Origin of the sequence: Brachyspira hampsonii, from assembly GCF_002214805.1 — a bacterium.
GTDB lineage: Bacteria > Spirochaetota > Brachyspiria > Brachyspirales > Brachyspiraceae > Brachyspira > Brachyspira hampsonii.
In genome coordinates this window covers 309,700-323,058 of record NZ_CP019914.1, presented here as the reverse complement: position 1 = coordinate 323,058, position 13,359 = coordinate 309,700, and the positions used below count along the sequence as shown (strand labels likewise).

11 protein-coding genes are annotated in these 13,359 nt (G+C 26.9%); 8 read left to right on the top strand and 3 right to left on the bottom strand.

The features are described 5' to 3' along the window. Positions 1–93 precede the first annotated feature (93 nt). Positions 94–864, bottom strand: a complete 771-nt coding sequence (locus tag BHAMNSH16_RS01215; protein ID WP_008730026.1) for an HAD-IIA family hydrolase — start codon at positions 862–864, stop codon at positions 94–96. A 300-nt stretch (positions 865–1,164) separates the two neighbouring features. Here BHAMNSH16_RS01215 and BHAMNSH16_RS01210 point away from each other — a divergent pair, with 300 nt between their 5' ends. The 3 genes from BHAMNSH16_RS01210 to BHAMNSH16_RS01195 all read left to right on the top strand — a co-directional run bounded on the left by BHAMNSH16_RS01210 (position 1,165) and on the right by BHAMNSH16_RS01195 (position 5,694). Further along, positions 1,165–3,105, top strand: a complete 1,941-nt coding sequence (locus tag BHAMNSH16_RS01210; protein ID WP_008730023.1) for a hypothetical protein — start codon at positions 1,165–1,167, stop codon at positions 3,103–3,105. 1,219 nt (positions 3,106–4,324) lie between these two features. After that, complete coding sequence (locus BHAMNSH16_RS01200) at positions 4,325–5,008, top strand: hypothetical protein (RefSeq protein ID WP_008727373.1); 684 nt, start codon at positions 4,325–4,327, stop codon at positions 5,006–5,008. 8 nt (positions 5,009–5,016) lie between these two features. Further along, positions 5,017–5,694, top strand: coding sequence for a hypothetical protein (locus BHAMNSH16_RS01195; RefSeq protein WP_008727374.1), 678 nt, complete (start codon positions 5,017–5,019; stop codon positions 5,692–5,694). A gap of 54 nt (positions 5,695–5,748) precedes the next feature. Here BHAMNSH16_RS01195 and BHAMNSH16_RS01190 read toward each other — a convergent pair whose 3' ends face one another. Both BHAMNSH16_RS01190 and BHAMNSH16_RS01185 read right to left on the bottom strand, forming a co-directional pair. Next, positions 5,749–6,753 (bottom strand): aldose epimerase family protein, encoded by a 1,005-nt coding sequence (locus BHAMNSH16_RS01190; protein WP_069732162.1) that lies wholly within the window; start codon positions 6,751–6,753, stop codon positions 5,749–5,751. A 281-nt stretch (positions 6,754–7,034) separates the two neighbouring features. Beyond that, positions 7,035–7,430 carry a secondary thiamine-phosphate synthase enzyme YjbQ gene (locus BHAMNSH16_RS01185; RefSeq protein ID WP_008727377.1) on the bottom strand — a complete coding sequence of 132 codons (396 nt, stop codon included), beginning with the start codon at positions 7,428–7,430 and terminating at the stop codon, positions 7,035–7,037. 95 nt (positions 7,431–7,525) lie between these two features. On the opposite strand from BHAMNSH16_RS01185, the gene BHAMNSH16_RS01180 reads away from it, so the two are divergent. Genes BHAMNSH16_RS01180 through BHAMNSH16_RS01160 form a run of 5 tightly spaced genes read left to right on the top strand, consistent with a single transcriptional unit; the run spans position 7,526 to position 13,359 of the window. Then, positions 7,526–8,020 (top strand): pyridoxamine 5'-phosphate oxidase family protein, encoded by a 495-nt coding sequence (locus tag BHAMNSH16_RS01180; protein ID WP_069732163.1) that lies wholly within the window; start codon positions 7,526–7,528, stop codon positions 8,018–8,020. Continuing rightward, positions 8,021–9,409: a TldD/PmbA family protein gene (locus BHAMNSH16_RS01175; protein ID WP_008727378.1), complete on the top strand. Its 1,389-nt coding sequence runs from the start codon at positions 8,021–8,023 to the stop codon at positions 9,407–9,409. Beyond that, the gene (locus BHAMNSH16_RS01170) at positions 9,410–10,774 is read left to right on the top strand and encodes a TldD/PmbA family protein (RefSeq protein ID WP_069732164.1); all 1,365 of its coding nucleotides are present in this window, start codon (positions 9,410–9,412) and stop codon (positions 10,772–10,774) included. A 50-nt stretch (positions 10,775–10,824) separates the two neighbouring features. After that, entirely contained in the window at positions 10,825–12,006 is a 1,182-nt protein-coding gene (locus tag BHAMNSH16_RS01165; RefSeq protein ID WP_008727381.1) for a two-component system sensor histidine kinase NtrB, read from the top strand. 3 nt (positions 12,007–12,009) lie between these two features. Beyond that, on the top strand, positions 12,010–13,359 hold the full coding sequence (locus tag BHAMNSH16_RS01160) for a sigma-54-dependent transcriptional regulator (RefSeq protein WP_008727383.1): 1,350 nt from the start codon (positions 12,010–12,012) through the stop codon (positions 13,357–13,359).

The following is a 13,359-nucleotide window of genomic DNA, read 5'->3' as shown; positions in this document are numbered from 1 at the left end:
ATAAATTTTTAATATATAAAAAAGCTGCCTAATAAAATTAAACAGCTTTAATATCTACTATTATTATTATATATCTAAAATATTATTTGTAAATTAAAATTTGTCTATATCTATTTCAGCTACTGAATTAAATATATAATTTGGTCTGTATGGAAAATCTTCTGCCATTGTTTTTGTAGTAACTCCTGAAAGTACAAGAGCAGTTTTCATACCTGCCCCAAGTCCGCCAAGTATATCCGTATCCATTCTGTCGCCTACCATAAGCGTATTTTCACTATGAGCATTTATTTGATTTTTAGCAATAGACATCATAATAGGGTTTGGCTTACCTACTATATAAGGTTTTTTACCTGTAGCGGTTTCTATTGCAGAAAGTATAGGTCCTACTGCCGGTATCAATTCACCATTCGGAGCAGGATCTACTATATCAGGATTGCATCCTATAAACTTAGCACCTTTATTGATAAGATGCACAGCCTTTTGAAGCATATCAAAATTGAAAGCATTAGTTTTACCAACTACTACATAATCAGGATTAACATCATTTATACTATATCCCACATTATATAATTCGCTTACAAGTCCGCCTGTGCCTATAACATAAGCAGTGCCGTTTGCAAGCTGTCTTTGTAAGAATATAGCTGTTGCCTGTGCAGCGGTAAAAAAATGTTTTTCATCTAATCCATTTACACCCAATGACTCTAATTTTCTTTTTAAATCTCTTGGAGTTTGTTCAGCATTGTTTGTTAAAAATAGAAATGGCACATTCCTATACAACAGCATTTTTATAAAATCTTCAGCACCTTCTATTAAATTATTTCCTCTGTATATAACTCCGTCCATATCTGATATTATACTAATCATAGATTCCTCTCTCTCTTATTTATTTTTAATTGCCAGATTAATATATATTTATTTAATTTTTATGATTCTGACAATTTTATTCTTAATTAAACTTATTTTTATACTTTGTAATATTAGTTTATATAATTATTATTTATTTTAACACATGAATTGTATAAATATAAAATAAAAAGTCAATTAGAATTTTTTATTTTGTTTGTATGAAAAGTAGTACTAATTATAGTGCTTGTAAAAAAAGATATTTTATATATAATATACAAAAAGTAAACATATTTTATTGGAATGGATTATGGGGGAATTATGTTTAAGAAAATAATTTATATTGCTATATTGATTTATGCATCAATATTTTCAAGCTGCAGTAAAAATGAAAATGCGGATAATAATTTAAATACTAATGATATAAATACAAATAGCCTGCAAAGTAATAATTATTCCAATGATTTTTTCGATATGAAATATGTTTATAAATCAATCAGGGTTGATAAAGAAGCTTTCAGCAATGCTTTGCTTAGTTATTATCAGGATCCGAATTACAGCAATATTATAAATAGAAATAAAGATTTCCTTAATAGAAAACTTGTAGGAGACAATGATATAAAGAAGTATGCTATAGATTATATATCAAATACATACCATAATCGTTATAGTGATAGTGTACATGATGATAACTCAGTTTTTTCTTATGCATCTGAATATAATTATGTTGAACAAAATTTAGCTTTGAAAAAGGCTAGAGAACTTCTTTTTAGCATAAAAAATAAAGATGCTGATATTTATTTAGCTTTATTTTTATCACATTTTGCTGCAGATTCATTATATAACTTTCATGATATTCAAAGTTATTTAAAAGAGTGGAAGAAATTGGGTGCTACAAATATAGATATGATGATTGGTATTGTAGGAGAGGGCAATAATGTAAATAATATCTATTCAAATAAAATGAAATTAATAAATTATATAATAGAAGCACCTTCTGATTTAGGAGCAGAAAAACTGATTGCTGATGCTTATGAAAATGGTTTTTTAAGCGACATATCAAAAGATACCGGATACTTGGATATTTATAATGAAAATAATTATAATTTATCTTCTGTGATATATAATAATACTTCTAATATATCATATTTTACATCGGCAAAAGATATAGTAAATACAAATATAATAGACAAGTATATTAGAACTTATACAGGAAAAACTTTAAGCAGGGATAAAATGATTTCTCCTGTGTATTATGAAAATTTTTATTATACATATAATCCTTCTTTGGATAAGAAATATGAAGATTTTGCAGATTTATATTTTTTAGAGTTTAATAAAAATACATTTATTTATTCAATCAAAGGAAATAAACTTAAGAGTATATATTATTTAAATCCTATGTTTATTGATAATATTAAATATGCTGATTATGAAATAGGAGAAATATTTAACTTCCATCTTGGAGACGATTCAAAATTAGAGAGTGCTAAAATATCTGCTATTAAGACAGCTGATTTAAAAAATATAGCTTCAAATTCTCAATTCATATTAGATGGTAAATTTATCAAAGATAAATATATTGAATATTTAGATGATATACTCTCTTTTCCAATATATAATCCTGAGTTTTTCCTATGCGATATAAACAATGACGGAAAAGATGAAATAATGGTTAGAGGAACTTATGAACATTCAGGTGAAAGGAGCGGCATAGCTTCATATACTTTGCTTTTAAAAGATGATTTAGAATTGAATTTAGAAAGCACTATTGGAAAATCTATAAATGGAAGCAGCAAGCAGGGACTTAATAATATTCAAAGAATGTACTTAGAAGACGGTAAAAATAAAATACTTCTTATAGATCCATTAGCAAATACTGCACAGGATATATTTGCAGAGAATGGTGTTGTAAATGTATATGAGTTTACATACAAAACATATAAGTATGAACCTAGATTGGTTTGGAAAGGAAAGATTATTAATGGTGTTCCTGACGGAGTTTTGAAAACGGATGCTAGTTTTGATATGTACAAAGCAGAAAGTGATTCTGATAGAGCTATAGTATCAGATAAAACTTTAAGAATGGCAGATAAACTTATAAGCTATGGATATTATAAAGAGGCTCAAGGGTTAGATAAAGATAAACAAGATGAGCTTTTAGAAAAAAGACGCTCAGATATGAAGTCGATTCAGGATAAGTACGGAGATGTATTAGAGATAGAAAGTGAAATGATGAAAATATTGGGTATAGATAAATAATAGTGAATAATGATAATATAAATACTGCTGCTTATAAAAATATAATTAGGAATTTTAATATTGTTATAGGTGTTGTTTTTATACTGCTTATTTCGGCAATATATGTTACTTATATATTAAATATTAATATTCCTCAATTAAATTCTAATACTAATTTAGAAACATTAGAAACTATTGCATCAGAAGGTTTTATTTACAATATAAGGATATTCTTTTCTTTTTTAATTCCTTTATCATTTTTTATATTTTTATTTCTTTTTGTGCTTAATCCTATTAGTGTTAGAGCTATATTAATCTCTTTTATTCTTATTTTTTTAACGGCTTTTTATTTATATAAACTTCGTTATGAGATATTAATTACTCCGTTTCAAAATTTATACTTGTTTATTAATCTAATAATAAATATTATATCAGCGAATTTAATTATGCTTTTTATTGCCGGTTTATCATTTATCAGATACGACATAAAAAAATTTTCTGATTTATATGATTTTTATACTATGATTGCTGAGATTATAATATGGAGTTTATTAATACTATTTATAATTTTATTAATAATATTTTCTATAGCGGCAGTATTATATTTCAATGATAGAATAGATGCTAAGAGAATTTTTAGATTTTTAATAAGAAATGATATGAAAAATTTGAAAATGATTTTATCTATTTTTGCAGTATTAAATTCTTGTGTAATTTATTTTTCGTATATTCTGTATAATAAAATGCTTAATACCAAATTGTCTATAAGTGTTTCAAGAGTTATTACACCTTTTATATCCGCATCATCAATTTTAATTATAGTATTAACTTTTAAATACGATTTCATTAATAATAATTATTTTAAGTTTTTATTATTATCATATTTTTTATTTATGATATTTTTTATGTTTAATATTTTTTTGTTCAGAATAGATAAAGAACATAACAAATTAGAATATTATATATATATAATTTCAAATGCATTTGGAATTATATTTTCATTATTTTTATTATATATAGTTTACAATAAATTTTTGTACAGTTATTTTATTATGTTAAATATAGCATTTATTATAAATTGTTTATATAATATATTAGTTTCTATTATGAAAAAGTACATAAAATTCATATTTTTATACAATTATATATATATAATCTTTTTTATTATATTTATGTTTATTGACTTTATATAATATTTTGCTATACTATATATATGTATGATAGTACAATAGGAGATAAATTGAAAAATAGAGTATTTTTAACAATTATTTTGATTCTTGTTATATCTTTTAACTTAAAAGCGGTAAATTTATCAGTTGGATTTATAAGTCAGTTTGGTTTAAGCGGAGCTAATACAAATGCATCAAAAATATTTCCATCTGGTTTCAGAGATTTTGACACAGGATTTTCATTTTCAATAGGTATTAATCAGGATATAGGATCTTCTATGTCTTTTTCCGTACTTCTTGATTTAGGATATTATCATGATTCTTATGATTTCAGATATACTATAAATGGAAAGAGGGTAACGGAAAATTATCAATTTGATAGTTTTTTGATAGGAGGATATGCAAGATTTAATTTTGCATTTTTATCAATAGGAGCAGGCGGAGGTGCTAAAATTCCGGGAATGGCTACATATAGGGTGAACGGATATAATATTGGAGGAAGGTATAGATTTTCTTTCGGTGATTTGAATGATATATTTGAAAGTGCCGTTATACCATATCTAAGATTTTCTATTGATTTTACTATATTTAATTATTTACTTATTGGAGTATATGCTAATTATGATTTTCCTCTGTACTTCCAGCATAATAATTATATGAGCGATGTATTTGTTAATAAAGATTCTATAAGTGCTTTTGATATAGGAATTCAATTTGGATATTATCTTAATATTAATTTTGACAGAGATTATTAGGAGTTATTATGAAAAGAATTTTTATACTATTAGTTTTATTATTATCTTTTAATGCTCTTTATTCTGCCGATTTTGTGGTTGGTTTTATAGGCCGTGTTGGAGGAAGCAGTGCCACTACTGACAGAAGCAAAGTATTTACATCAGATTTCAGGGATTTTGATAATTCTTTTTCTTTGCAGCCCGGAATATTTTGGGGATACGATGATTTGTTATCTGCAGTTTTACTATTTGATATAGGATACAGTAAGGATAGATATGAAATTAAATATAATATAAATGGTAAAAGGGTATTAGAAAATTATAATTTCGGAAGTTTATCTATAGGATTATTTCCTAGATTTAATATAGGTTTCTTTTCTATAGGGGCAGGCGGAGGAATTAAAATACCATTACATTTACAATATTCTAAAGAGGGAGTTGAATTCAGCAGGGATAGATATTCATTAGATTTTGGGGATATAAAGGATGCTTTTACTGCTTCATATATACCATATATAAGAGTTTCTGCGGATTTTCTTGTTAGATTCAGCAGGAAATTTATGATGTCATTCGGAGTATATGCTAATTATGATTTCCCGATTGATATAGATAAAAATGGAATATTCAAAGATTTTACAATTAATCAGGATTCTTTAGCTTCATTTGATATAGGTTTTCAGTTGGGACTTTATTTCTTAAATAGATAATTGTTTATAAAAAATAATGAGGGCTTTATTTTTTTATATTGCCCTCATTTTTTATTATATTAAACTAAATTTATATATTGTTCTATGATTATATTCTCTGTCAGGATAAAGTATAATACTTGGGAAATGATTAAAGTTCAAAGAACATGATAAATATTGAGTTTCTAAACAAAATGCTTCATGTTTATTTAATATTTGATTTCTTACTTTTAAGTTATTCAAATAATTAGCTGTATAGAATAATACAGAAGGCTGAGTAGTAAATACTTCCAAAGCTATATTTGTTTTTCTTGATAATATTTTTACTCTTTGTTTATTTATATTATTATCATCAAAAATAAAGCAATTATCACATCCGTCTTTTGCCTTTATTATTTCATCAACTTTTTTTAATGAAGTGAAATCATAAGGAGTATTTTTGGTTTTTAATATTTCTCCTGAAGTTATACCATTTTCATCAGCGAGATAATATTTTGCATCTATAAATATTTCATGATCTTTAATATTTCCTCCTCCATTTAAATTAAAATATGAATGATTCATTATATTTAAAGGAGTTGCTTTATCAGTAGTTGCAATGTAGTCTATTATTATTTCATTTTCATCTGTAATGCTGTATTTTACTATTAAATTAAGGTTTCCCGGATATCCCTCTTCGCCGTCTTTAGATACATAAGAAAATAATACTTCATTGTCTTTTTTCTGTATGGATTTGTACATTACATATGAAAGTCCGTTAATTCCTCCATGAGTATGATCTGGGGCTTTATTTGGGGTTATATTATATTCTTTATCATCTATTGTAAATTTAGATCCGATAGTTCTTCCTGCAACTCTTCCTACAGTAGCTCCCATATGTCCGTTTTTAGCCTTATCAGTATAAAACTCTATATCGTCAGAACCAAATGCCACTTCTACTTCTTTTCCATCTTTATCTTTGAAGAATATTCCTGTTATAGTTGCTCCTACTTCTGCCAATTTTACTTTTAATCCATTATTATTTTCTAATGTGTAGATATAAGAATTTTTTCCAAAATCTTCTTTTTTTGATTTGAACATAATAATATCCTTATAATAATTTATTTTTATATTATACATCATTTTTATTTTTTTTATATAAAATATTTTCAAAATCAACTATTTAATTATACATATATATGGTATATTGACAATTTCTTTTATATTTATATACTATAAAGTAAATATTTAAACTTATGGAGTAAATATGTGAATAATAATAGAGCTAATTGGTTCAATTGCTAAATTTATAAAAAGAAAATTTTTTACTAGTAAATCCCAAAATACTAGAGATGAATAAAATATATAGTATTATGTATTTTTTATTTTGATATAATCTGCACATATACTTTTCTGTTTCTTGCTCCGTCAAATTCAAAAAAGTATATATCCTGCCAAGTACCCAATACTATTTTTTTATTTTCTATTATTACAGTTAAACTAGGAGCCACTAAAGATGATAATACATGAGCCTGTGAATTACCTTCACTATGTTCATAATTGTCATGCTGAGGTACTAATTTATTAAAAGCATTCTTCATATCAAAAATAACATCAGGATCAGCATTTTCATTTATTCCGACAGCTGCAGTTGTATGCGGTACAAATATAACAGCTATTCCGTTTTCTATATTTTCATCATATACGCATTTTTGAACTTCGCTTGTAATATCAATTATATCGAATCTTGCTTTAGTTTTTACATTAATGGTATGCATTATAATATCCTTTTTATTGTTTATATTATATATTATATGATAATAAAATACTTGTCAATTTGATTATTTTTTTATTAATATATATAATATTGAGTATGTTTAGAGAGATGAGAAGGAAAAATCAGTTATTATCAAATTCACAAAGCATTTCAATATTAGAAAAATGCAGTTCCGGAGTATTAGCTGTATCAGGAGATGATGATTATCCTTATGCTGTTCCTTTAAGTTATGTATATGATGATAATAAAATATTTTTTCATATAGCTAAAAGCGGATATAAATTAGATGCTTTAAAAAATAATAATAAAGTTTCTTTTTGCGTCATAGAAAAAGATGATATAAAACCTAAAGAATATACAACTTATTATAGAAGTGTTATTATTTTTGGTAAAGCTTTTATAATTGAATATGATAATAAAAAAAGAAAAGCTATTGAAAAACTTGCAATGAAATATTATCCCAATGATAGTGAATTAAACAGGAATAATATAATTGATAAAGAGTACGATGCTTTTTATATTCTAGAGCTTCAAATAGAATATATGACAGGAAAAGAGGCTATAGAGCTAGTAATCAATAAAGGAGAATAAATGAAATATTTTAATTTTGATGAAAATTTTTTGCATACGGTGTTGGAAGAGGCTTTAAAAAATGGCGGAGATTATGCTGATTTATTTTTTGAAGATACTAAAGTCAATTCAATAAGTTATTTAGATTCAAAAGTTGATGATATGAGTCTTGGAAACAATTATGGTGTCGGATTAAGGATTATAGTTAATAAAAAAACAATATATTTGTATTCTAATGATACAAGTAATGACAGTTTAATTAATTTGGCAAAATCGGCTTCTTCTATTGTAAATGATAAGAAGTATATAGTTAAAGACTTTATTCAGTCAAAAGAAAAAGATAATCACCCATTGCATATAAATCCTTTCGATGTAAATTTCAATGAAAAGATAGAAGTGCTTTCATATTTGGATAAAACATCAAGAGGAGTATCAGATAAAATAAAACAAGTGAATGCGATGTACTCAGAAAAGCAAAGAAATATTTTAGTATGTGCAAGCAATGGAATATTAAAAGAAGATTCTCAAACATATATAAGACTTGTTATGATGGCTATGGCTAGCGACGGAGCAAACACTCAGACAGCCCGCAGAACAAAAGGAGCATTAGACGGATTTCAAGTTATAAAGGATATTAATTTGGAAGATATGGCAGTAGAAATAGCAAATTCTGCTATAAAGATGCTTAATTCTAAATATCCTAAATCCGGAAAATATCCTGTTGTAATAGATAATGCATTCGGCGGTGTAATATTCCATGAGGCTTGCGGACATGCTTTAGAGGCTACATCTGTTGCTGATAATGCCAGCGTATTCTGCAATAAATTAGGTGAGAAAATTGCTTCAGATGTTGTTACCGCAGTAGATGACGGAACTATAAAAAATGCTTGGGGCAGCTACAATATTGATGATGAAGGTAATGAGGCACAAAGAACAGTTTTAATAGAGAAAGGTATATTAAAAAGCTATTTGGTTGATGAGCTTGGTTCTATGAAGATGAATCAGAAAATAACAGGAAGTGCTAGGAGGGAAAATTATAAATATCCTCCTACTTCAAGAATGAGAAATACATTTATAGATAAAGGTAATTCGAGTTTTGATGAGCTTATATCAGGAATAGAGTATGGACTTTATGCTAAAAAAATGGGCGGCGGTTCAGTGGATCCTGCTACAACAGATTATAACTTTGCTGTTTCTGAAGGTTATTTGATAGAGAATGGTAAAATTACTGAAGCCGTAAGAGGTGCTACGCTTATAGGACGAGGAGACGAAACTCTTATGAATATAGAAGCTGTTTCATCAAATTTAGAATTAGCTGATGGTATATGCGGAAGTATTTCAGGATCTGTGCCTACTACTGTGGGACAGCCGGCTATTAAAGTTAAAGAGCTTACTGTGGGAGGAAGATAAATGTCAGAAAATAGTTTTATGAATAGAATGGATAGAATAAAAGAAATATATAATGATATAAAAAATAAGGCAAAAGATATTGATGAAATAGAAATTTATATGTCAGTAAGCGGAGAAGAAGAGTTTTCCGTAAGAGAAAAAGATTTAGACAAATATACCTATGCCGAATCCGGAGGTATAGGATTAAGATTGATTAAAGATGGAAAAGTTGGAATAAGTTTTACAGAGAAGATAAGTTCTAATATAAATATAGATGCTCTTATTAATAATGCAAAAACTTCATTGCAGTATGCTGATTCTGAAAAAGAATATAATAAACTTATAGATAAAGATGAAGATGAAAAAAGTTATGATATGATTAATAATGATATAGTTAATTTATCCAATGATAAACTTAAAGAAATTTCATTATCTATAGAAGATAAATTATATTCTATAGATAATAGAATTGTTAATGTTCCTTCTGCAGGATTAGCAAGATATAATTTTACTAAATGTATAATAAATAGTAATGGTATATGTAAAGAAGAGAAGAAAAACAGTATATCATACTACGGCGAAGTAATAGCGAAGGAAAGCAATACAGTAAAAACTTTTTTTGATGTTTATTATTCAATGAATACTGTTTTTGATATTGATGTTTTTGCAAAGAATATAGTTGATAATGCAGTAAACAAATTATCTGCAAAACCTATAGAAAGCGGAAAATATAAAACTGTATTTACAAATAAAGCTATGAGAACAATTATAGGTTCTTATTTAGGCTTATTTTCTTCTGAGGCAGTTCAGAAAAAACTATCTCTTCTTCAGGGTAAATTAAATCAAAAAATAGCAAGCGATATTATAAATATTAAAGATATTCCTTTGTATGAGAGAGGTTTGGCAAATACAAATTTTGACGGAGAAGGCTCTAAAACTAAGGATTTAAATATAATAACTAACGGGGTTTTAAATAGTTATTTATACAATAATTATACCGCTAAGAAAGACGGAGTAAAAACAACTTCTCATGCTTCAAGAGGATTTAAAACTTCAATAGGAATATCATGTCATAATTTTATTTTGGAGAATGGCAATAATACTCAGGAAGAACTTATTTCTCAAATTCAAAATGGAGTATTAGTTAATTCTTTGACAGGAACTCATGCAGGAGTTAATGCTATAAGCGGAGATTTTTCTTTACAGGCCGAAGGCATAAAAATAGAAAATGGTAAATTATCTTATACGGCAAGTCCTTTCATTGTTTCAGGCAATATATTAGAGCTTTTGAGCAATGTAGAGATGCTTGCCAATGATACGGATTATAATCATTCATCTATATATGCACCTAGTGCTTTGATTAAAGAACTGTCATTTGCTTCATAATTTTAATTTATAGTATTGAAGTTTTTTTTATTTTTAATATACTCTATAAAATGAATAGAACTAATCAATTTGTTGATAAAATTTTGCAGAATTTCGATAAAGTTTCTGATAATGAAAAAAAGAATGTTATTCAAAGATTATCTACTCTTTTGTATTCTCAGAATGTTATTATAGAGAATCTTGAAGAGGGTATAATAGCAATAGATAATAGATTTATTATACAAGGAATTAATAAAAAGGCATGCTTTCTATTTTCAATACCCAGAAATGCTGAGGGTAAACTTATTTCAAAATATATTAATTCTAATGATATATTAAAAACTATATTTGAGCTTATCAATAATAATGACAGCGAAACTAAATTATTAAAAGATAATGATAATGAAAGAATACTTCAAATTGATATACTTCCTATAGGAGACAGCGGAAGAATTATAGGTACTCTTATAAAAGCATCGGATATAACTAAAACTTATGAGAGTACGCAGAAACTTAAAAGAGCAGAACAATTAGCTTCTCTTACAACACTTGCCGCAGGAGTTGCTCATGAAATAAAAAATCCTCTTGGTTCTATTTCTATATATGTACAGCTTATAGATAAGATAATAAAAAAGAATATGGATAATGAATGCCAATGCTATAAGGATTTTAAAGAGTATTCTGATATTATTAAAGAAGAGATAGGCAGACTTGAAGAGACTATTAATTCATTTTTGTTTTCTGTACGAAAATTGGAGATTAATATTGAGGATGTGAATATTAATGAAGTTATTTTATCTACAGTTGCTTTTTTAAAGTATGAAATAGAAAAAAATAATGTTAATATTGATATAAAATTTGATAAAGATAATCTCATATTAAAATTAGATGAGAAATACATAAAGCAGTCTTTAATTAACATAATACAAAATGCTATAGATGCTATGGGTGATAATGCAGATGATAAGAAAAAAGAGATTTTTATAAAGCTTAAAACTATTGATAATTATGCGGTAATAAGCATAAAAGACACTGGTATTGGAATAAAAGAAGAAGATCTTGGAAAAATATTTGAGCCTTATTTTACCACTAAAAGACATGGTACAGGACTCGGACTTACAAATGTAGTTCGCATAATAGAAGCACATAATGGAAATGTAACTATAGAAAGCGAATATGGGAAGGGGAGTGAGTTTATTATAAAGCTGCCTTTACAGCAGGAAAATCAAAAATTTTTAAAAACGGATTTATAAATTATGCCTAAGATATTAGTAATAGATGATGAGAAAAATATAAGAGATGGTATTAAAAAATCATTAGAATTTGAAGGTTATGAAGTTGTAACAGCTGAAAACGGTGAGAAGGGTATAGAAATTGTTTATAAGGGCGGTATAGATTTAGTTATAACTGATTTAAAAATGCCTGAAAAAACAGGAGAAGAATTTTTAAAAGATATTTTAGATTTTGATAAGCATATACCTGTTATAGTATTAACGGGGCATGGAAATGTTGAAACCGCAGTTGAGATGATGAGGCTTGGTGCTTATGATTTTATGACAAAGCCTTTTAATCTTGATAAAATGCTTCTTATCATAGCTAGGGCTTTAGAAAGTAAAAATATTAAGAAAACTAATGAAACTCTTGAAAGCAGAGTGGATTATCATGAAAGTTTTTACGGTATGATAGGGCATAGTCCTAAGATATTAAAAGTTTATGAGGCAGTAAAGCAGGTGGCAAGAACTAAAGCTACTGTATTGATAGAAGGCGAGAGCGGAACAGGTAAGGAATTAGTTGCTAATGCAATTCATAAAATATCAGACAGAGCTAAACAGCCTTATATAACCGTAAACTGTGCGGCACTTTCAGAGGGTGTTTTGGAAAGCGAATTATTCGGACATGAAAAGGGTTCTTTTACAGGGGCTATTGACAGAAAAATCGGTAGATTTGAAGCGGCTAATAAAGGCACTATATTTTTAGATGAAATAGGTGAGATTAATCAGATTGTACAAGTTAAATTATTGAGGGTATTAGAGGAAAGAGTTATAGAAAGGGTAGGTTCTAATACTCCTATTGAAGTTGATATTAGAGTAATTGCTGCTACAAATAAAAAATTATCAGAGGAGATAAAAGAGGGTAAGTTTAGAGAGGATTTATATTACAGACTTAATGTTATAAAAATAGAAATGCCTCCTCTTAGAGAGAGAAGGGAAGATATACCGCTTTTGATAGATAATTTTATAAAAGAGTTTTCAAAGGTACATTCTATAGAAATAAAATCAGTTGATAAGAAAGTTTATAAAATATTATCTTCATTGCAATGGGAAGGAAATGTAAGAGAGCTTAGAAACACAATAGAAACTATGGTTGTTATGTGTAAAGACGGAAAAATTGATGAGAGCAATATACCGGATTGGGCTTTGAAAAATAGCAGCAGCAATTTTGTAGTTGAAAATGATGTTACATTAGATGAACTTGAAAGAATGTATATTAATCATTTGCTTAGCAATAATAATTTTAATAAGGCTCAAGTTGCGAAAATACTTGGAATTGAAAGAGCCACTCTTTATAGAAAATTAAAAGAAAATGTTAAAGATAATAAAGAATAA